Origin of the sequence: Roseomonas sp. USHLN139 (assembly GCF_037145735.1) — a bacterium.
Taxonomy (GTDB): Bacteria; Pseudomonadota; Alphaproteobacteria; order Acetobacterales; family Acetobacteraceae; genus Pseudoroseomonas.
Map to the genome: position 1 here is coordinate 234137 of NZ_JBBCWY010000008.1, position 19371 is coordinate 253507.

The window sequence follows — 19371 nt, forward strand, 5'->3', positions numbered from 1 at the left end:
ACGCATTTTCATAAAAAAAAGCAGCGCAACCTCGCAGGCCGCGCTGCCGATTGGCCGTAGTGCCCCTGGTCTCCACCTGGACACGGCAGTCACCCCAGAAAGAAGAAGGGGGTCCAGGGGGAATTCATTCCCCCTGGCCTTCGGCTTGCCTTCGCTTCAGGCCGCCTTGAGCACCCGCCCCGCCACCGCGTCGAGCTTCGCCATCAGGGCGGGATCGCGCTTCTCCGGCGCCGTGACGATGGCGTGCTCGAGCGCCCGGTCGCAGCCCGCCGGGCAGGCGCCGCGGGGCTTGCCGAGCATCGGGATCACCGCCTTGACCAGCGCCTTGGCGCGGTCGGCATTGGCCAGCATGACCTTCACCACCGCGTCCACGGTCACCGCGTCATGGCCGGGGTGCCAGCAGTCGAAATCGGTGACCATGGCGACGGTCGCGTAGCAGAGCTCCGCCTCGCGGGCGAGCTTGGCTTCCGGCATGTTGGTCATGCCGATCACGTCGCAGCCCCAGGCGCGGTACAGCTCGGATTCGGCCTTGGTCGAGAATTGCGGGCCTTCCATCACCAGGTAGGTGCCACCGCGCTTGTAGGGCAGCTCGATCTGGCGGGCGGCTTCCTCCACCGCGTCGCCCAGGCGCGGGCAGACCGGGTGGGCGACCGAGACATGCGCCACGCAGCCGGTCTCGAAGAAGGACTTCTCCCGGGCGAAGGTGCGGTCGATGAACTGGTCGACGATGACGAAGCGGCCCGGCTCCAGGTCGCCGTTCAGCGAGCCGACGGCGGAGAGCGACAGGATCTCGGTGACCCCGGCACGCTTCATCACGTCGATATTGGCGCGGTAGTTCAGCGCCGAGGGCGGCACCCGGTGGCCGCGGCCATGGCGCGGCAGGAAGACGCAGCGCACGCCGTCGAGGCGGCCGAAGAGCAGCTCGTCCGAGGCCTCGCCCCAGGGGCTCTCCACCCGTTTCCACTGGCGGTCCTCGAGGCCGTCGATGTCGTAGAGGCCGGAGCCGCCGATCAGGCCGATGACGGGTTCGAACAGGTCGCTCATGGGTCAGTTCCCCGGAATGGCGAAGCCGCCTTGCGGCGGCCTGGGATGGAAAAGCCCGCCTTGCGGCGGCCCGGAATGGAAAAGGCCGCCCGGAGGCGGCCCTTGGTCAGCTTTGGCACGCGGACGGCGGGGCCGCCTCAGTGCACGTCGGCCCAGACCTTCCGCTTCACGGCATAGGTCAGCCCGCCCAGCACGATCAGGAACAGGATGATGCGGATGCCCATGGCACGCCGCGTCTCCAGCTCCGGCTCGGCGGCCCAGGCCAGGAAGGTGGTCACGTCACGGGCCATCTGGTCGACCGTGGCGCGGGTGCCATCGCCATACTGCACCTGGCCGTCGCTGTTCAACGGCGCCGCCATGGCAATCTGGTGACCGGGGAAATACTTGTTGTAGTGCATCCCCTCCATGACGGTGACGCCGGCCGGCGGCGGGTCCTCGTAGCCGGTCAGCAGCGCATGGATGTAGTTGCCGCCGCCGGGCCGGGCCTTGGCGATGACCGACAGGTCGGGCGGCAGGGCGCCGTTGTTGGCGGCGCGGGCGGCGGCGTCATTGGCGAAGGGACGGCGGAAGCGGTCCGAGGCGCGGCCGGGGCGCTCGAACATCTCGCCATTGTCGTTCGGCCCGTCGGGGATCTGGTAGGAGGCGGCGATCGCCGCGACCTCCGCCTCGCTCAGCCCGATGTCGCGCAGGTTGCGGTAGGACAGCAGATGCGCCGCGTGGCAGGCCGAGCAGACTTCCTTGTAGACCTGGAAGCCGCGCTGCAGCGCGCCGCGGTCGAAGGTGCCGAGCATGCGGTCATGCTGGAACCGCGCATCCGGGATGGCGACGCCGCCTTCCGCGGCCTGGGCGGCGGGCGCAGCGAGGCCAAGCGCCAGGGCGGCGGCGAGCGCCGCGCCCTTCAGCCCGTTAAGCAGGCCGGCTTTACCGGTCGTCAGCAGCCGCATCACGCCTTCTCCATCGGCTTGGCCGCGGCGCCGCCGGGCAGGGGTCCCCCGCCGCGCAGCACGGCGCGGCTGATGCTTTCCGGCAGCGGCAGCGGCCGTTCGATCTTGGCGAGCAGGGGCAGGATCACCAGGAAGTAGGCGAAGTAGTAGGCCGTCGAGAGGCGCGAGATGACGACGTAGAGGCCCTCGGCCGGCTTGCCGCCCGCCCACATCAGGACGAAGAAATTCACCGTCCAGAGCAGGAACAGCCACTTGGCGATCGGGCGGAAGCGCATCGAGCGCACCGGCGAACGGTCGAGCCAGGGCAGGACGAAGAGGACGGCGATGGCGCCGAACATCATCAGCACGCCGCCGAGCTTGTTCGGGACCGCGCGCAGGATGGCGTAGAACGGCAGGAAGTACCATTCCGGGACGATATGCGCGGGCGTCGAGAGCGGGTTGGCCGGGATGTAGTTGTCCGGATGGCCCAGGTAGTTCGGCGTGAAGAACACCAGGAAGGCGAAGACGATCAGGTAGACGACGATGCCGACGCTGTCCTTCATCGTGTAGTAGGGATGGAACGGCAGCGTGTCCTGCGGGCCCTTCGGCTCGATGCCCAGCGGGTTGTTGGAGCCCGTGATGTGCAGCGCCGCGACGTGGAGGAAGACCACGCCGGTGATCACGAAGGGCAGCAGGTAGTGCAGGCTGAAGAAGCGGTTCAGCGTCGGGTTGTCGACCGAGAAGCCGCCCCAGAGCAGCGTCACGATGCTGTTGCCGACCAGCGGGATGGCCGAGAACAGGTTGGTGATGACCGTCGCGCCCCAGAAGGACATCTGGCCCCAGGGCAGCACGTAGCCCATGAAGGCGGTGGCCATCATCAGCAGGAAGATGACGACGCCGAGGATCCAGAGGAGCTCGCGCGGCTTCTTGTAGGAGCCGTAATACATGCCCCGCCAGACATGGACGAGGACCACGATGAAGAACATCGAGGCGCCGTTCATGTGGACGTAGCGGATCAGCCAGCCGTAGTTCACGTCGCGCATGATGCGCTCGACGCTGTCGAAGGCCAGGCTGGTATGGGCGGTGTAGTTCATCGCCAGGAAGATGCCGGTGGCGATCATGATCATCAGGTTGATCATGGCCAGCGCGCCGAAATTCCAGAAGTAGTTGAAATTCCGCGGAGTCGGGAAGGTCCCGTACTCCTTCTGCATCATGGTGAAGACCGGCATGCGCTGGTCGATCCAGCGCACGACGGGGTTGGTGAAGCTGCTCTCGTGCAGGCCGGATGCCATGGCGGGGTCCTCAGCCGATGCGAATCTGGGTGTCGGACGTGAAACTGTATTCCGGCACGGTCAGATTGGCCGGCGCGGGCCCGCGGCGGATACGCCCCGAGGTGTCGTAATGGCTGCCGTGGCAGGGGCAGAACCAGCCGCCGAAATCGCCGCGGGCGTCGGTCGGCTTCTGGCCGAGGGGGACGCAGCCCAGATGGGTGCAGACGCCGAGCACGATCAGCCAGGGCTCGCGCTGGACGCGGGCGCTGTCCGGCTGCGGGTCGCGCAGCTCGGAGAGCGGCACGGCCTTGGCCTCCTGGATCTCGGCGCCCGTGCGATGACGGACGAAGACCGGCTTGCCGCGCCACATAACGGTGACCGCCTGGCCCTCGGCGATATGGCCCAGCGGCACGTCGGTGCTGGCCAGGGCGAGCACGTCCTTGGCCGGGTTCATCGAATGGATGAACGGCCAGACGATGGCGCCCACGCCGACCGCGGCGAAGGAGCCCGCGACCAGTTTCAGGAAGTCACGCTTCGTCCCCTGGTCGGGCCCATGATCGCCACCCCCCTGGGCTTGTCCCAGCTCGGGGGCACTGCTCGGCGCAAGCGTTTCGGCCATGCCTCATCGTCCCTCTTGGCGGCCGCCCCGGTGCCTGGCAGGCAGGCCGGCCGCTAACTCCCTATTGTCCGCCACCGCGGAGACACAGGCCAAGCGCGTTGCCGCGCTGCAATCCATGCGCCGGCGCCATATAAGGGCAGCCACGACAGGGTGGCAATCGCTGCGCACCCGGCATGGTGACATCTTTCAATCGTCAAGTCCGCGATGGGCAGGGCTTCCATTGTGCGACGCGGCGTGAGCGGCGCCGCGGCCGCGCTTGCCGTGCCTGGCCGGGCAGGCTAGCGCGGGGCCCTGCGGGGCGCGCCAGGGGGTAGCGCCCCAGCCCTGCCGGGATCCGCGCCATGACCGACCGTTCCGACCCCGCCGATCTTGCCGCCGATCCCGCGACGGGCGGCCCGGCCGGCCATCGCTTGGCCGCGCCCGCCCGCGCCTGGTTCGAGTCGCTGCGCGACCGCATCTGCGCCGAGTTCGAGGCGATCGAGGACGCCCTGGCCGAGGGGCCGCAGGCCGGCCTGCCGGCGGGCCGCTTCACCCGCAGCGCCTGGGACCGCCCGGGCGGCGGCGGCGGCGTCATGTCGGTGATGCGCGGCCGGGTGTTCGAGAAGGTGGGCGTCAACGTCTCCACCGTGCATGGCGAGTTCAGCCCGGAATTCCGCCGGCAGATCCCGGGCGCCGAGGCCGATCCCCGCTTCCTGGCCACCGGCATCTCGCTGGTCGCCCACCTGCATTCGCCGCGGGTGCCGGCGGTGCACATGAACACCCGCTTCATCGCCACCTCGCGCGCCTGGTTCGGCGGCGGCGGCGACCTGACGCCGATGGCCATGCAGGCACCCGAGTCGCGCGAGGATGGCGACAGCTTCCACGCCGCCTACCGGGCAGCCTGCGACCGGCACGACCCGGCCTACTACCCGCGCTTCAAGCAGTGGTGCGACGAATACTTCTTCCTGCCGCACCGCCAGGAGCCGCGCGGCCTGGGCGGCATCTTCTACGACTGGCTGGGGCGGGACGAGGCCGAGGGAGAGAATCTGGACCGGCACTTCGCCTTCACCCGCGACGTGGGCGAGGCCTTCCTCGCCGCCTATCCGCCGATCGTCCGCCGCCGCATGCACGAGGCCTGGACCGAGGCCGAGCGCGAGCACCAGGAATTCCGCCGCGGCCGCTATGTCGAGTTCAACCTGCTGCACGACCGCGGCACGCTGTTCGGGCTGAAGACCGGCGGGCATACCGAGGCGATCCTGATGTCGCTGCCGCCGCGGGTGCGCTGGTAGGCCCAGGGCAGCGCGGCGTCAGATGACAGGGCGGCAATGCCCTGGCGCGCCGCTCGCGAAAACGGCATCCTCCGCGGGTCCAAGACGAAAAAGTCCCTGGAGGAACAACTGATGTCGACCCGCCGCGCCCTGCTGGGCGCCTCGCTGGCCATGCCCGCCCTTGCCCTGCCCTTCTCCGCCCGCGCACAGGGCGCCGGCACCACCGCCTGGCCGGAGCGTCCCGTCCGCTTCATCGTGCCCTATCCGCCGGCCGGCTCGACCGACCTGCTGTCGCGGCTGCTGGCGGAGCGGATGGGCCAGAAATTCGGCCAGAACTTCGTCATCGAGAACCGGCCTGGCGCCGGTGGCAATATCGGCATGGACGCCATCGCGAAGGCGGCACCCGACGGCTACACCATGGGCGCCGCGACCATCGGGCATTTCTCGATCAACCAGTATCTGTACAGCTCGATGCCCTGGGATATCGATAAGGACTTTTCTGTTCTTGGCCTGACCTGGGAATTTCCCAATGTACTGGTGGTGGCGACCCAGCACTGCCCGGCGACGACGCTGCAGGAATTCGTCGCCTGGGTGAAGAAGCGACCGAACGGCGCCTCCTTCGGCTCGCCGGGGGTGGGCACGACGCCGCATCTCTCGGGCGAGATCTTCCGCAACCGGCTGCAGCTGGACGCCACCCACGTCCCCTTCCGCGGCGCGGCGCAGACCATCCCGGCGATGCTGTCGGGCGACGTCACCTTCGCCATCGACAACCTGGCCTCCTATGTCCCGGTGATCCAGGAAGGGCGGATGCGGGCGCTGGCGGTGACCGGGGCGCAGCGCTGGCCGACCCTGCCGAACGTGCCGACCATGGCCGAGGCCGGGGTGGACGATTTCGTCATCACCTCCTGGGGCGCCTTCGTGGCCCCGGCCAACACGCCGCGGCCGATCGTCAACAAGGTGAACGGCGCGCTGAAGGAGATCTCGGCCGATGAGGGGCTGAAGGCGCGCTTCCTGCAGGCCGGCGCGCTGACCCTGTGGTCGACGCCGGAGGACGCCGTGGCGCGTGGCAAGGCCGAGCGGCCGATGTGGCAGGCGGCGGTGAAGGCATCCGGGGCGCGGGCGGATTAAGATCGCGCCTCCGGCGCAGGCGGATTAACCGGTCCTGGAAAAAAACCCGTGGCGGGGCCATACCCCCGCCATGGTCCAGGATCTCACCACCCCGGCCGGGCGGCGCGCCGCCTGGCTGAACAGCCTGTTCGTCGACCACGCCGTGCTGCGGCTGGGCTGGCGCAACTGGGGGGTGGTGGCGCCGGGGCGGCTCTACCGCTCGAACCATCCGAGCCCGGGGCAGATGCGGCGGGCGGTGCAGGCGGCCGGCATCCGCAGCATCGTCAACCTGCGCGGGCACCGGCAGAATTGCGGCTCCGACGCGCTGGGGCGGGAAGTGGCGGCGGAGCTGGGGCTGACCCATGTCGACGCGCCGCTGGAGTCGCGCGGGGCGCCGCACAAGGACCGCCTCCTGCGCCTGGCCGGGCTGTTTTCCGAATTGCCGGAGCCGGTGCTGATCCATTGCAAGTCGGGCGCCGACCGCACCGGGCTGGCGGCGGGGCTGTGGCTGATGCTGCAGGGGCGGCCGGTGGAGGAAGCCATGCGCCAGCTGTCCTGGCGCTTCGGCCATGTCTCCTCCAGCAAGACCGGGATCCTGGACGCCTTCTTCCGCGAATACGCCCGGTTCACCCGCGCCCATGGCCCGAAGCCGTTCCTGGACTGGGTGCGCGACGATTATGACGAGGTCGCGCTGCGCCAGAGCTACAAGAGCCGGCCCTGGGCGGACCGGCTGGTGGACGGCATCCTGCGCCGCGAGTGACGCCTCACCAGAGCAGGTGCGCGCCCAGCGCCAGCAGGGCACAGAAGAAAAGCCGGCGGAACAGGACGGGCGGCAGGTTCAGCCTCTGCCCCAGCGCCATGCCGAGCAGGGTCGGGACCAGGGCGAGGGCCGAGGCCCCCCAGTCGCCCCCTGCCCCCAGCGACTCCGCCAGCGCCAGGGTCGAGACGCTGAAGGACAGCCCCATGGCCTGCAGCAGGGCGCGGCGCTCCAGCCCCAGCGCCTGCAGCCAGGGCACCGCCGGCAGGACGAAGACGCCGGTGGCGGCGGTGAGCGCGCCGGTGACCAGGCCACAGGCGGCGCCGATGAGTCCGGCGCCGCGGGCGGGCAGCGCCAGGCGGCGCTCGGCCAGGCCAAAGAGGCCGTAGAGGACCAGGGCCAGGCCCAGCCCCTGCTGCGCCAGCCGGAGATTGCCGCCACTGGCCATGCCGATGCCGATCCAGACGCCGAGCGCGGCGCCTAGCGGCAGGCCCAGCAGGAGCGGCCAGATCTTCCGCAGCAGCCGAGGCGCCTCGCCACCCGTCGCCGCCTGGAAGAAATTCGTCAGCAGCGAAGGCAGGATCATCAGGGCGGCGCCCTCGGCGGGCGGCAGGAAGAGGCCGAGCAGCCCCATGGCGACGGTGGGCAGGCCGAGGCCGATGACGCCCTTCACCAGCCCGGCGACGAAGAAGACGGCGGCGATGGCCAGGATCAGGCCGGGATCGTGCTGCATGGGGCGAGGTTTGCGCCGTGCTGCCGGCGGCCACAATGCGTCGTTGCCGCATCGAGGCTTCGCGTGGCACGAAGGCTGGCATGCAGTGGGACCTGGCGGATCTGCGGCTGTTCCTGGCGGTGGCGGAGGCCGGCAGCATCACCGGCGGCGCGGCCCGGGCCAACCTGGCGCTGGCGGCGGCGAGCGCCCGGCTGCGCGGGCTGGAGGCGCGGATCGGCACGAAGCTGCTGGAACGGCACCGGCGCGGCGCGGCGCTGACGCCGGCGGGGCAGGCGCTGCTGCACCACGCGCGGCGGCTGCAGGGCCAGATCGCCGCGATGCAGGGGGAGCTTTCCGCCTATGCCGGCGGGCTGGCCGGGCAGATCCGGCTGCCGGCCAACAGCGCCGCCTGCGAGGCCTTCCTGCCGGAGGTGCTGGGGCGGTTCGTCGCCGCGCATCCGCGGCTGGACGTGGTGCTGGAGGAACGACCGAGCCACGCCATCGTCCGGGCGGTGGCCGAGGGGGCGGCGGAGCTGGGGATCGCGGCCGGCTGGGCGGTGCGGGGCCTGGAGTCGGCCTTCTTTGCCCGCGACCGGCTGGTGGCGGTGGTGCCTTCTGACCGGGTTCTTGATGGGCCGGTGTCGCTGGCCGCGCTGGCGGGGGAGAGCTGGATCGGGCTAGCCGAGGGCAGCGCGCTGCAGGAGCATCTGGCCGCGCAGGGGGTGCCGCGGTTGCGCTTGCGGCTCGGTGGTTTGGATGCCGTGTGCCGGGCGGTCGCCGCCGGGGGCGGCGTCGCGGTGGTGCCCGAGCTGGTGGCCCGCCGGTTTCCGGTCGGGGTGGTCGCGTTGCTGGACGACTGGGCTGTCCGCGAGCTGTTCGTGGTGGCGCGGTCGGTACATGGCCTCAGCCCTGCCGGTCAGGCCTTATGGCGCCAACTGACGGAAGGGGCCTGGGGAAACTCAGTTTCCCCAGACTCTTAGGCCTGCTTCAGCTCGATCAGGCTGCCGCGGATCTTGCGCCCGCGCCGGATGCGGTCCTCGATGAAATTGGCCTCCCCCCAGCGCACCGCGCGCCCCAGGGCATGGGCGTCCTCCGAGAAGCGCGCCAGCATTTCCAGCAGCGCCTCGCGGTTGTTGAGGAAGACGTCGCGCCACATGTCGACGTCGCTGGCGGCGATGCGGGTGAAGTCGCGGAAGCCGGAGGCGGCGAATTTCAGCACCTGCTCGCGGGTTTCCAGCGCCAGGTCGTCCGCCGTCGAGCAGATGGTGAAGGCGATCAGGTGCGGCAGGTGGGAGACGATGGCGACCACCTTGTCGTGGGTGGTGGGGTCCATGGTCTCGATCATGGCGCCGGCGCGGCGCCAGAGCTCGGCCACTTTCTCCTGCGCGGCCGGGCTGCCGTAGTCGCCGGGGGTCAGGATGACGTAGCGGCCCTGGAATAACGCCGAAAAACCGGCATCGGGGCCGGAATGCTCGGTGCCGGCCATGGGGTGGCCGGGGACCAGCTGGACGCCCGGCGGCAGCAGGGGCAGCAGGTCGCGCAGCACCGAGCCCTTGGTGGAGCCGGTGTCGCTGAGGATGGCGCCCGGCGCCAGATGCGGGGCGATCTGCGCCATGACGGAAGCGAAGCTGCCGACAGGGGTGCAGAGGATGACGGCGTCGCAGCCCTTCACCGCCTCGGCGGCGTCGACCTCGACGACATCGGCGAGGTCGAGCTCCCGCAGGCGGGCGGCGACGCCGACGCCGTGGTCGCAGGCGACCAGGGTGCGGGCGATGTCGCCGCGCTCGCGCGCCACGCGCGCCAGCGAGGAGCCGATCAGGCCGAGGCCGATCAGGCAGAGGCGGTTGAAGAGCGGCTCGGCCATGCGGCGATCAGGCGAAGGCGTCGATGACGAGCTGGCATTCCTCGGCATTGCCGATGGTGATGCGCAGGCACTGCGGCAGGCCGTAGCCGGTCATGCCGCGGACGATCAGCCCCTTGGCCTTGAGCTTCGCATCGGCCGCCCTGGCGCCCTCGGCCGTGCCGAAATCGACCAGGATGAAGTTGGTCTCGCTGGGCTGGACCTTGTGGCCGGCGGCCGTGATGGCGGCGCTGACCTTGGCGCGCCATTCGGTGTTGTGGGCGACGCATTTCTCGACCCAGCCGGCCTCGCCGAGCGCGGCGACGGCGGCGGCCTGGCTGGCGGCGGCCACGTTGAAGGGGCCGCGGACGCGGTTCAGGGTGTCGACGATCTCGGCCGGGGCGTAGCCCCAGCCCACGCGCATGCCGCCGAGACCAAAAATCTTGCTGAAGGTGCGCAGCATGATGGTGTTGCCGGCCTGGTCGACGATCGCGGCGCCGGCGTCATAGCCCGGGGCGGTGACGTATTCGGCATAGGCGCTGTCGAGCACCAGCAGGATGTCGTCGCGCAGCCCGGTGCGCAGGCGCCGCATCTCCGACTCGGGCAGCAGGGCGCCGGTCGGGTTGTTCGGATTGGCGATGAAGACCAGGCGGGTGCGCGGGCCGACGGCGGCCAGCATGGCGTCGATATCGGCGAAGCCGTCCTTCTCGGCGACCTTCAGCACGCGCGAGCCGGCATAGCGGCCGGCGATGTCGTACATCATGAAGCCATAGGCCGACATGATGATCTCGGTGCCCTCGCCGCCATAGGCCAGGCAGAGATGGGCGATCAGCTCGTCGGAGCCGTTGCCGCAGACGATGCGGGCCGGGTCCAGGCCCCAGCGGCGGCCGAGCGCCTCGCGCAGGGCGGTCGCGCCGCCATCGGGGTAGCGATGCGCTTCCCGCGCCGCCCGGGTGATTGCCTCGATGGCGGCGGGGGGCGGGCCGAAGGCGCCCTCGTTGGAGGAGAGCTTGATGATCCGGTTGACGCCGGGGATCTTCGACTCGCCGCCGACATAGGGCTCGATCGAGAGGATGGTGGGGCGCGGCAGCACGGTCATCGGGCTTACTCTTCCGGCTCGGGCTCGGCATAGGCGCCGAGGATCTGCAGGCGGGGGAATGGCAGGCGGGTCAGGCGCGGGTCTTCCTCGGCGAGGAAGCCCTCCACCTCGACCAGCGCCATCGGCGTCGGCGCGTCGCGGCGGATCATCCAGCGCGGCGCGAGGCCGACGCCGGTCAGCGCGGCGGCGATGCGGGCGCGCGACTGCTCCGGCTCCGGCTCGATGCGCAGCAGGCTGCGGTCGCGGCCAGTGGCGTCGGGCACCAGGGCGGCCACCGCATAGGCGAGCGGCGCGGCCAGGCCCGGCTCGGCGGCGTTGCCGCTCTGCTCGGGCGGCGACAGGAAGGGCAGGGCCGCGACGATGCGCAGCCGCGGCGTCTCCATCTGGGTCCACCAGGCGGCCTCGGGCTTCTCCCCGTCCTGCGGCGCCGGCAGCACGGCCACCGCCGCCTCGCCCGAGGCCACGCTGGCCAGCGCGCGATTGGTGGTGGCGTGCAGCTTGAGCGGCGTCAGCAGGCCGAAATGGGCCCGGGCGATGCGGGCGCTGGGCGAATCGGCGCCCTGCTCGCCCTGCACGGCGGCGACCGAGAAATTGCCCTGCTGGGCGAGCGACGAGGCGATCACCTCGCGCCACAGCCGGAACAGCGCGGCGCGCGGCAGGGCGCCCTGGTGGCGGCCCAGCAGGCGGCGCAGGATCAGCGCCTCCCGCCCGGGGCGGAAGGTGGCGGCGCCGCCCTTCACCCGGCTGGCGGCCATATGGGCGACGATATCCGCCCGGCGCATCAGCAGGTCGTGCAGCGCATCGTCGATCCGGTCGATCTCGACGCGCAGGGAGGCCAGGTCGGGGGGGGTATGGTCGGGCATGGCGGAGGGCCAGCTTTAGAGCGGTGTCGGGCCGCCGCCAAGCCACAAGCGCCGCCCGGACCCGCCCTGGCGGCGAGCTGGGGCGCGACAATGGCCGATGCGCCACTGTTTTCCGCAGCGCAATATTTTCCTGGCCACCCCTGGCATGGACCTCGGCCCTGTCCACGCCTATCTCTGGCGGCCGAGCGATCCAGGCGGAGCCGAGCCGTGAGCGACACCCCGATCCCCGAGGCCGTGGCGCACCAGGCCGCGCATTTCCCGGAAGGCCTGGCGCTGGATTGCGGGGCGCTGGTGGCGCCGCTGGATGTCGCCTACCGCACCTACGGCAGGCTGAACGCCGACAGGACCAATGCGGTGCTGGTCTGCCACGCGCTGACCGGCGACCAGTACCTGGCCGAGACCCATCCGGTGACCGGCCGCGCCGGCTGGTGGCAGGCGATCGTCGGCCCCGGCCGGCCGCTCGACACCGACCGTTTCTTCCTGATCTGTGCCAATGTCCTGGGCGGCTGCATGGGGTCGACCGGGCCGGCCTCGCCAGTGTCGCCCGGCAGCGACCGGCTGTGGGGGACGGATTTCCCCAATGTCACCATCCGCGACATGGTGCGCGCCCAGAAGAAGCTGGTGGAGCATCTCGGCATCGAGCGGCTGCTGGCGGTGGTCGGCGGCTCGATGGGCGGCATGCAGGTGCTGGAATGGGCGGCGACCTTCCCGCGTGCCGTCTTCGCCGCCGCGCCGATCGCCACGGCCACCCATCACAGCGCGCAGAACATCGCCTTCCACGAGGTCGGGCGCGCGGCGATCCATGCCGATCCGGACTGGCGCGGCGGGCGCTACTGGGAGGAGGCCGGGCTGATCCCGGCCAAGGGCCTGTCGGTGGCGCGGATGGTGGCGCATATCACCTATCTCTCCGAGCAGGCGCTGACCCGGAAGTTCGGCCGCCGGCTGCGCGGCGCCCCTGCCCTCACCTTCCTCGAGGATGTCTTCGAGGTGGAGAGCTATCTCCGCCACCAGGGCAGCACCTTCGTCCGCCGCTTCGATGCCAACAGCTACCTGACCATCACCCGCGCCATGGATTTCTTCGATCTGGCCGAGGCGCATGGCGGGGAGCTGTCGGCGGCCTTCCAGGGGACGCCGACGCGGTTCTTCGTCGCCAGCTTCAGCTCCGACTGGCTGTTCCCGACCAGCGAGAGCCGGGCGCTGGTGCGCGCGCTGAACCGGGCGGCGGCGAACACCTCTTTCGTCGAGATCGCCTCCGACAAGGGGCACGACGCCTTCCTGCTGGAGGAGCCCGAGTTCCACGCGGCGCTTGGCGGCTTCCTGCATGGCGCGGCGGAGCGGCTCGGCGTCTGAGCCGGCGGCGGCGCTTCCGGTACGGCGCCGGAAACAGTCTGCGCCCGGCTGGAGAGATCCCGCGCCTCGGCAAGAGCCCTGCGCAGCGCTCGGGGCCTGCGTGCAGCCCCGCCTTTGATGCATTGCAGCATCCGCCAGAAATGGCGGGTCTTCGCGCGCCGGCGATCTAAAATTACCCGTCACCCGGGATGCTGCGCAATGAACGCGCATCCCCCTCTCCCGAGCATGGCGGACCGATGACCGAGCGCAGCCCCCCTTCGACCACCCTGACGCGGCAGGACCTGCGCACCCTTACCCTCGCCTCGCTCGGCGGGGCCCTCGAATTCTACGACTTCATCATCTTCGTCTTCTTCGCCGCCGCCATCGGCAAGCAGTTCTTCCCGGCCGACACGCCGGAATGGCTGGAGATGGTGCAGACCTTCGGCATCTTCGCCGCCGCCTATCTGGCGCGGCCGCTGGGCGGGCTGATCATGGCGCATTTCGGCGACAAGGTCGGCCGCAAGCGCATGTTCACCCTGAGCGTCTTCCTGATGGCGGTGCCGACGCTGCTGATCGGCCTGACGCCGACCTACGAGACGCTGGGCTATGCCGCGCCGCTGCTGCTGCTGGTCTTCCGCATGATGCAGGGCGCGGCGATCGGCGGCGAGGGCCCGGGCGCCTGGGTCTTCGTCTCCGAGCATGTGCCGGCCCGCCATATCGGCCTGGCCTGCGGGCTGCTGACCGGCGGCCTGACCGGCGGCATCATGCTGGGCTCACTGATGGCGACCGCCATCAACACCATCTTCACGCCCGCCGAGGTGGTCAGCTACGCCTGGCGCATCCCCTTCATCCTGGGCGGCGTCTTCGGCTTCGGCGCCATGTATCTGCGGCGCTTCCTGCACGAGACCCCGGTCTTCGAGGAGATGCGCCGCCGCCGCCAGCTGGCCGAGCTGCCGATCAAGGCGGTGCTGAAGGACCATCGCCGCGGCATCGTCGTCTCGATGCTGGTGACCTGGATGCTGACCGCCGCCGTGGTGGTGGTGATCCTGCTGACGCCGCGCCTGCTGCAGCAGCTGCACGGCTTCACCCCGGCCCAGACGCTGCAGGCGAATCTCGCCGGCACCTTCACGCTGACCGTCTGCGCCATGCTCTGCGGCTGGCTGATCGACCGCTTCGGCGTGGTCAAGGTGGCGACCCTCGGCATGCTCGGCCTGATCGCCTCCACCTATCTGCTGTATGTCGGCGCCGGGGCGCGGCCTGACCTGCTGGTGCCGCTCTATGCGCTGGCCGGGGCCTGCGTCGGCGTCATCAACGTCGTGCCCTTCGTGATGATCAACGCCTTCCCGCCGGCGATCCGCTTCTCCGGCGTGTCCTTCTCCTACAACGTCGCCTACGCCATCTTCGGCGGGCTGACGCCGCTGCTGGTCTCCGGCCTGGTTGCCATCGACCGCATGGGCCCGGCGCATTACGTGGCGGTCGTCACGCTGGTCGGCCTGGTCACCGTCATCGTCAACGCCCGCGCCCGCCGCGGCCTGGCCGCCCAGGCCGTCCCGGCCGAATGATGGCTGGCGGATGGCGCCCCTGCCCGGGGGCGCCGGCGGCCAGGGGCCCCGGTGACGGGGCCTCGGCAATGGCAGCGGCGGGGAAAACCGTCTAATCCGGCGGCCATGGCCGCCCTGCCCCCCCCCGAGACCACCAAAGCCCTGCTCGCCCGCCTGTGGCGGGACTATGTGCGCCACCACCGCGCGGGCATCGCCCTCGCTTTGGTCTGCACGGCGGCGCTGGCCGGCTTCACCGCGCTCTACCCGCTGGTCATCCAGCAGGCCTTCGACCTGTTCACCGCCGGCGACAACCGCATCGTCTGGCTGGTGCCGCCGGCCATCATCGCCATCACCGCCGCCAAGTCGCTGGCGCAGTACGGCCAGGCCGTCGCCGTCCAGGCGGTGGTGCTGCGGGTGATCGAAAGCCTGCAGAACGACCTGTTCCGCGCGCTGACCCGCACCGATTTCGCCCTCCTGACCGCCGAGGCCCCGGCCCGCCACGCCGCCCGCTTCACCGCCGATGCCCAGGCGATCCGCGAGGCGCTGACCAAGGCGATCAACGCCCTGGCCGACGGGCTGACCGTGATCGGCCTGGTCGCCGCCATGGTCTGGCTCGACTGGCATATGAGCCTGATCCTGCTGCTGCTCTACCCGCTGGCGGTGGTGCCGGTGACGCGGCTGGGCAAGCGGATCCGCCGCGCCTCGGGCGGCATGCAGGAACGCGTGGGCGAGACCGCCGCCATGCTGACCGAAAGCTTTTCCGCCGCCCGCGTGGTGCGCAGCTACGGGCTGGAGCAGCAGGAGGAGGCCCGCGCCGCCCGCGCCTTCGCGGCGCTGCGCGACTCGCTGCTGGCGATCATCCGCACCCGCAGCAAGCTGGACCCGATCCTCGAGGCGCTGGGCGGCATCGCGGTCGCCGGTGTCCTGGCGTTTGTCGGCTGGAAGGTCTCCACCGGCCGCGGCACGGTCGGCGAGTTCACCGGGTTCATTTCCGCCCTCCTGCTGGCGACCCGCCCGATGCGGGCGCTGGGGTCGCTGAACGCGGCCCTGCAGGAAGGCTTCGGCGGGCTGATCCGCGTCTTCACCGTGATGGACCGCCGCCCGACCATCACCGGCGGCGCTGCCCGGCTGCCCGAGGGGCCCGGCCGCCTGGAATTCGAGGCGGTCAGCTTCCGCTATGCCGGCATCGACCAGGCAGCGCTGTCCGGCCTGTCCTTCGCCGCCGAGCCCGGCCAGACGGTCGCCCTGGTCGGCCCCTCCGGCGCCGGCAAGTCGACCGCGCTGACCCTGCTGCCGCGCCTCTACGACCCGACCGAAGGCCGCATCACCCTGGACGGCACCGAGATCCGCGACGTCACCCTGGAGAGCCTGCGCGCCGCCATCGCCTATGTCGGCCAGGACGCGGTGATCTTCGACGACTCGGCGCTGGCCAACATCGCCTGCGGCCATCCCGGCAGCACCCGCGCCGAGGTCGAGGCCGCCGCCCGCGCCGCCGCCGCGCACGACTTCATCGCGAGCCTCCCGCAGGGCTACGACACCATCCTGGGCCCGGGCGGCTCGCGCCTGTCGGGCGGCCAGCGCCAGCGCATCGCCCTGGCCCGCGCCCTGCTGCGCAACCCGCGCGTGCTGCTGCTGGACGAGGCCACCAGCGCGCTCGACGCCGAGAACGAGGCCGCCATCGGCCGCGCCCTGGAAACCCTGCGGGAGGGCCGCACCACCCTGGTCGTCGCCCACCGCCTGGCCACCGTCCAGCAGGCCGACCGGATCGTGGTGATGCAGGACGGGAAAGCCATCGAGCAGGGGCGCCATGCCGAGCTGGTCGCCGCGGACGGGCTCTATGCGCGGATGGTGCGGACTCAGGCTTTCGCGGTGGAATAGGGAAGACAAGCCAAAGGCCAGGGGGAATGAATTCCCCCTGGACCCCCTTCTTCCTTTTGCGGTGACTGCCGTGTCCACGTGGAAACAGGACGTGAAACGGCCCGGCGTCAGCGCGACCTTTGATCGAGCGCTGATGGAGTCAAACGGCGTCCCGCCGCGCGGCCCTGATGTGGCTGCCGGCGAAGCACTGGCCTGAAAACGGCCGAGGAATAGAAAAAAGAACGGGCGCGGCGCACTGCGCCGCGGGGGGAATTCATTCCCCTCGCCTGCCTCTGCCTTCGCTTCAGGCCGCCACGAGCCGGATACGACGCCCTTCCATCGCCTCGACCTTCAGCACGCCGACGATCTGGCCAAGGTTGCCGGCGACCAGGTGGATCATCTCCACCGGCATGGCGTCCATCGCCACTTCGGTGCGCAGCAGCTCGCCTTCTCGCTGCGAGCGGACGCGGTCGGGCGTCAGGTCGCGCTTGGCGAAGGGCTCGAGCACGCGGGAGAGCAGGCCGGGATAGGCTTCGGCCACCACGGTGAAGCGGGCGGCGGTCATCGAATGGTCGGACATGGGGAAAATCTTCCGGAGCGTCGCGGATCGGGGAAGGCGTGCGGGGCTAATCCCGGCTGCTGCCCCCCGCAGGGCGCTCAGGCAGCCGGGCCGCTAATAATGATCCGGAGGGTCCGAATGCGGCACATATCCACAGGATAAGCACTCGGACGCGCCCTTTACAAGGGGGCATCAGCCCCCTTGCGGCGCCTCGATCACCGGCCCTGCCGCCGGCATCATCGGCCGGGCCGGCGGCTGGCCTTCGAAGACCAGCTTCTGCCGGGCCGCCGGGATCTCGATGCCGTTCAGGTCGAAGCACTGCTTGATGCGGCGGTTCATCTCGCGCGCCACGTTCCAGCGCTGCACCGGCTCGGTCTTGATGCGCACCCGGATGATCGGCCCGTCCGGCGACAGCTGGTTGACGCCCAGCACCTCCATCTCGTCGCGGATCACCAGGCCCCATTTGGCCTCGGTGCGCATTTCCTGGCACAGGCCGGTGAGCAGCCCGACCACCCGGTCGGTGTCCTCGCTGTAGGCGACCTGCACGTCCAGCACCGCGAAGGAGAAGTCGCGGGTCATGTTGGTCACCGCCGTGACCGTGCTGAAGGGGATGATGTGCACGCTGCCATCCAGGTCGCGCAGCGTGATCGAGCGGATCGACAGCTTCTCGACGACGCCGCTCTTCCCCCCGAGATTCACCACGTCGCCCACCGCCATCGCATCCTCGAAGAGCAGAAAGATGCCGGTGATGACGTCCTGCACCAGCTTCTGCGAGCCGAAGCCCAGCGCCAGGCCGATGACACCGGCACCGGCCAGCAGCGGGGCGACGTTCACGCCGAGTTCGGTCAGGATGTTGAAGCCGACGAACAGCAGGATCACCACCAGCAGCGTGGTGCGCAGCATCGGCATCAGGGTGCGGACGCGGGCGCTGCGGGCCGCCGTCGCATCGCGCGACAGCTTGTCCAGGTGGCGCTGCATGGCGGCGTTCACCGCCTCCCAGACCAGCACGGCCAGCGCCATGGTGAAGCCGATCGAGACCAGCGAGGAGAGCAGCTGGCTGCCCAGCGCGCCGCGCGAGAACCAGCCGAAGGAATTGATGCCCCAGACCTCCAGCAGGGTGAGCAGCGTCAGCAGCGTCAGCACCAGCGAGACGCCGCCCTTCAGCAGCGGCAAATAGCGGTTGGCGCGCTGCTCCAGCGCCGGGTAGCGGCCGGCCAGATCGGCCGAGATGCGGAAGCTGCCGGCCAGTGCCCGGCGCAGCAGCATGTCGAGCGCCTTGGCCGCCGCCAGCACCAGCAGGGTGAACAGGCTGGCGCGCAGCAGGCGGGAGAAGCCGTCGCGGATCTCCAGCGCCCAGACGCCCCAGAGCGCGACCAGGTAGAGCAGGGCGAGGACATGCCAGACCTCGGCCAGCCAGTCGCGGAAGCGGCGCAGGCTGCGCCGCGACCGGCTGGGCACGTCGCCCTCCTTCAGCGGCGGCGCCCGCAGCACCCGGGCCACGGCCACCCGCATCTGCAGGACGATGATGCCGAGGAAGATCGAGACGATCAGCAGCACCAGCCGCAGGATGGCGTCATAGGCGCCCCAGGGCAGGCCGAACAGCAGCCCGGCCTCGGCCAGGGCATAGCCGGTGATCAGCACGATGACGATGCGGCGCAGCCAGACCGAGACATAGGCCGCGGTCAGGTCGGCGCAGGGCAGCACCCGCAGATGGCTCGACGCCGGCGAGAACAGCATGCGGCTGAGCGCCATGGCCATGCGGCCGATGATATAGGCGTTGTTGGCGGTCAGCAGCACCAGCTGCGTCGTCGGCAGCGGCTGCACCGCGCCGATCAGCCCGTAGCTGATCACGCCGAAGGCGCCGATCGGCACCAGGTCCAGCAGCAGCCGCGCCAGCACCAGCGGCACCCGCCGCAGCCGCGCCCAGCCCTGCAGCTGCTCGGGCGCCATGGCGTCAAGCCGCCGGCGCAGCCCGGCCAGCGCCCGGTAGGTCAGGTATTCCGCCAGCACGCCGAGGCCGAACAGCAGCAGCAGCTTCCAGGAGGCATCGGCCAGCCGCGCCTGGGTCACCGGGTCGCGCACCGAGGCGCTGAACCAGGAGACCAGCGACGGCAGGTCGGTGATCGCCTCCGCCGCGCGCACCGTCTGCTCCGACAGCCATTGCAGCCGCTGCGAGGCGCCGATCAGCAGCTGGCCGCCCAGGGTATTGGGCGCCAGCAGCTGCTCGGCGGCCGCGGCGGGCGGCGGCGCCGTGGCAGGCTGGCCCGGCGGGGCCTGGCCAGGTTGAGGCTGGCCGGGCTGGGGCTGACCAGGCTGGGGCTGGGCGGGCGACGCGGCCTGCGCTGCCGCCGGGGCCTGGCCCTGCGCCGTGCCGGCCGGGCGCTGGCGCTCGGCGGCGGCCAGCGCCTCGAGCGTGCGCAGCAACTCGGCGCGGCGCGCATCGTCGCGCAGCAGGCCGAGCAGCCGCTGCGCCTCGCCCGCCGGCACCGCCGCGGCGGGTGGCGTATGGGCGGGGGCCTGGGCGAGCGCCCGCGGGGCGAGGCCCGGCAGGGACAGAAGGAGAGCCAGGAGCAGGGTCGGCAGGTGGCGCATGGCCCGCACCG

The 19371-nt window shown here is 70.9% G+C and carries 17 protein-coding genes; 7 read left to right on the forward strand and 10 right to left on the reverse strand.

What is annotated here, in order from left to right:
• Window positions 1-156: 156 nt before the first annotated feature.
• The 4 genes from WFI16_RS20940 to petA form a co-directional block, all read right to left on the reverse strand.
• Window positions 157-1044: an S-methyl-5'-thioadenosine phosphorylase gene (locus WFI16_RS20940; protein ID WP_419899797.1), complete on the reverse strand. Its 888-nt coding sequence runs from the start codon at window positions 1042-1044 to the stop codon at window positions 157-159.
• A 137-nt stretch (window positions 1045-1181) separates the two neighbouring features.
• Entirely contained in the window at window positions 1182-1988 is an 807-nt protein-coding gene (locus WFI16_RS20945; protein ID WP_419899798.1) for a cytochrome c1, read from the reverse strand.
• A complete protein-coding gene (locus tag WFI16_RS20950) occupies window positions 1988-3259 on the reverse strand; it encodes a cytochrome b (RefSeq protein WP_419899799.1) in 1272 nt (423 codons plus the stop codon). Before WFI16_RS20950 ends, WFI16_RS20945 begins: the two co-directional genes overlap by 1 nt.
• Window positions 3260-3269: 10 nt before the next feature.
• Window positions 3270-3857, reverse strand: a complete 588-nt coding sequence (petA, locus tag WFI16_RS20955) for a ubiquinol-cytochrome c reductase iron-sulfur subunit (RefSeq protein ID WP_419899800.1) — start codon at window positions 3855-3857, stop codon at window positions 3270-3272.
• A gap of 341 nt (window positions 3858-4198) precedes the next feature.
• Here petA and hemF point away from each other — a divergent pair, with 341 nt between their 5' ends.
• From hemF to WFI16_RS20970, 3 genes are all read left to right on the forward strand, one after another.
• Window positions 4199-5125, forward strand: a complete 927-nt coding sequence (gene hemF / locus WFI16_RS20960) for an oxygen-dependent coproporphyrinogen oxidase (RefSeq protein ID WP_419899801.1) — start codon at window positions 4199-4201, stop codon at window positions 5123-5125.
• Window positions 5126-5236: 111 nt separating this feature from the next.
• Window positions 5237-6232 carry a Bug family tripartite tricarboxylate transporter substrate binding protein gene (locus tag WFI16_RS20965; protein WP_419899802.1) on the forward strand — a complete coding sequence of 332 codons (996 nt, stop codon included), beginning with the start codon at window positions 5237-5239 and terminating at the stop codon, window positions 6230-6232.
• A 70-nt stretch (window positions 6233-6302) separates the two neighbouring features.
• On the forward strand, window positions 6303-6971 hold the full coding sequence (locus tag WFI16_RS20970; protein ID WP_419899803.1) for a dual specificity protein phosphatase family protein: 669 nt from the start codon (window positions 6303-6305) through the stop codon (window positions 6969-6971).
• A gap of 4 nt (window positions 6972-6975) precedes the next feature.
• On the opposite strand, the gene WFI16_RS20975 is transcribed toward WFI16_RS20970, so the two are convergent.
• Window positions 6976-7701, reverse strand: a complete 726-nt coding sequence (locus WFI16_RS20975; RefSeq protein WP_419899804.1) for a sulfite exporter TauE/SafE family protein — start codon at window positions 7699-7701, stop codon at window positions 6976-6978.
• An 80-nt stretch (window positions 7702-7781) separates the two neighbouring features.
• Here WFI16_RS20975 and WFI16_RS20980 point away from each other — a divergent pair, with 80 nt between their 5' ends.
• Entirely contained in the window at window positions 7782-8660 is an 879-nt protein-coding gene (locus tag WFI16_RS20980) for a LysR substrate-binding domain-containing protein (protein ID WP_419899805.1), read from the forward strand.
• Here WFI16_RS20980 and WFI16_RS20985 read toward each other — a convergent pair.
• The 3 genes from WFI16_RS20985 to WFI16_RS20995 are packed head-to-tail and all read right to left on the reverse strand — an operon-like array spanning window position 8657 to window position 11482.
• Entirely contained in the window at window positions 8657-9544 is an 888-nt protein-coding gene (locus tag WFI16_RS20985) for a prephenate dehydrogenase/arogenate dehydrogenase family protein (RefSeq protein WP_419899806.1), read from the reverse strand. The two genes, WFI16_RS20980 and WFI16_RS20985, sit on opposite strands and share 4 nt — an antisense overlap.
• A gap of 7 nt (window positions 9545-9551) precedes the next feature.
• Entirely contained in the window at window positions 9552-10619 is a 1068-nt protein-coding gene (gene hisC, locus WFI16_RS20990) for a histidinol-phosphate transaminase (RefSeq protein ID WP_419899807.1), read from the reverse strand.
• A gap of 5 nt (window positions 10620-10624) precedes the next feature.
• Window positions 10625-11482 carry a chorismate mutase gene (locus WFI16_RS20995; protein WP_419899808.1) on the reverse strand — a complete coding sequence of 286 codons (858 nt, stop codon included), beginning with the start codon at window positions 11480-11482 and terminating at the stop codon, window positions 10625-10627.
• Between the two features lie 207 nt (window positions 11483-11689).
• Between WFI16_RS20995 and metX the strand changes: the two genes are divergently transcribed.
• The 3 genes from metX (at window position 11690) to WFI16_RS21010 (ending at window position 16230) form a co-directional block, all read left to right on the forward strand.
• The gene (gene metX, locus WFI16_RS21000) at window positions 11690-12832 is read left to right on the forward strand and encodes a homoserine O-acetyltransferase MetX (RefSeq protein WP_419899809.1); all 1143 of its coding nucleotides are present in this window, start codon (window positions 11690-11692) and stop codon (window positions 12830-12832) included.
• A gap of 236 nt (window positions 12833-13068) precedes the next feature.
• Window positions 13069-14373, forward strand: a complete 1305-nt coding sequence (locus WFI16_RS21005; RefSeq protein WP_419899810.1) for an MFS transporter — start codon at window positions 13069-13071, stop codon at window positions 14371-14373.
• A gap of 105 nt (window positions 14374-14478) precedes the next feature.
• A complete protein-coding gene (locus tag WFI16_RS21010; RefSeq protein ID WP_419899811.1) occupies window positions 14479-16230 on the forward strand; it encodes an ABC transporter ATP-binding protein in 1752 nt (583 codons plus the stop codon).
• Window positions 16231-16513: 283 nt separating this feature from the next.
• Here WFI16_RS21010 and WFI16_RS21015 read toward each other — a convergent pair whose 3' ends face one another.
• Both WFI16_RS21015 and WFI16_RS21020 read right to left on the reverse strand, forming a co-directional pair.
• Window positions 16514-16789 carry a hypothetical protein gene (locus WFI16_RS21015; RefSeq protein ID WP_419899812.1) on the reverse strand — a complete coding sequence of 92 codons (276 nt, stop codon included), beginning with the start codon at window positions 16787-16789 and terminating at the stop codon, window positions 16514-16516.
• Window positions 16790-16960: 171 nt separating this feature from the next.
• Window positions 16961-19360 (reverse strand): mechanosensitive ion channel family protein, encoded by a 2400-nt coding sequence (locus WFI16_RS21020; RefSeq protein ID WP_419899813.1) that lies wholly within the window; start codon window positions 19358-19360, stop codon window positions 16961-16963.
• Window positions 19361-19371: the final 11 nt, after the last annotated feature.

Bases quoted from the DNA above. Each gene is read 5' to 3' on its own strand.
- WFI16_RS21015 (WP_419899812.1), bottom strand. From the start codon at position 16,789: ATGTCCGACCATTCGATGACCGCCGCCCGCTTCACCGTGGTGGCCGAA.
- WFI16_RS20980 (WP_419899805.1), top strand. From the start codon at position 7,782: ATGCAGTGGGACCTGGCGGATCTGCGGCTGTTCCTGGCGGTGGCGGAG.
- WFI16_RS21020 (WP_419899813.1), bottom strand. From the start codon at position 19,360: ATGCGCCACCTGCCGACCCTGCTCCTGGCTCTCCTTCTGTCCCTGCCG.
- WFI16_RS20995 (WP_419899808.1), bottom strand. From the start codon at position 11,482: ATGCCCGACCATACCCCCCCCGACCTGGCCTCCCTGCGCGTCGAGATC.
- WFI16_RS20945 (WP_419899798.1), bottom strand. From the start codon at position 1,988: ATGCGGCTGCTGACGACCGGTAAAGCCGGCCTGCTTAACGGGCTGAAG.
- hisC (WP_419899807.1), bottom strand. From the start codon at position 10,619: ATGACCGTGCTGCCGCGCCCCACCATCCTCTCGATCGAGCCCTATGTC.
- WFI16_RS20970 (WP_419899803.1), top strand. From the start codon at position 6,303: ATGGTCCAGGATCTCACCACCCCGGCCGGGCGGCGCGCCGCCTGGCTG.
- hemF (WP_419899801.1), top strand. From the start codon at position 4,199: ATGACCGACCGTTCCGACCCCGCCGATCTTGCCGCCGATCCCGCGACG.
- WFI16_RS20985 (WP_419899806.1), bottom strand. From the start codon at position 9,544: ATGGCCGAGCCGCTCTTCAACCGCCTCTGCCTGATCGGCCTCGGCCTG.
- WFI16_RS20975 (WP_419899804.1), bottom strand. From the start codon at position 7,701: ATGCAGCACGATCCCGGCCTGATCCTGGCCATCGCCGCCGTCTTCTTC.
- WFI16_RS21010 (WP_419899811.1), top strand. From the start codon at position 14,479: ATGGCCGCCCTGCCCCCCCCCGAGACCACCAAAGCCCTGCTCGCCCGC.
- WFI16_RS20950 (WP_419899799.1), bottom strand. From the start codon at position 3,259: ATGGCATCCGGCCTGCACGAGAGCAGCTTCACCAACCCCGTCGTGCGC.
- WFI16_RS20940 (WP_419899797.1), bottom strand. From the start codon at position 1,044: ATGAGCGACCTGTTCGAACCCGTCATCGGCCTGATCGGCGGCTCCGGC.
- WFI16_RS21005 (WP_419899810.1), top strand. From the start codon at position 13,069: ATGACCGAGCGCAGCCCCCCTTCGACCACCCTGACGCGGCAGGACCTG.
- WFI16_RS20965 (WP_419899802.1), top strand. From the start codon at position 5,237: ATGTCGACCCGCCGCGCCCTGCTGGGCGCCTCGCTGGCCATGCCCGCC.
- petA (WP_419899800.1), bottom strand. From the start codon at position 3,857: ATGGCCGAAACGCTTGCGCCGAGCAGTGCCCCCGAGCTGGGACAAGCC.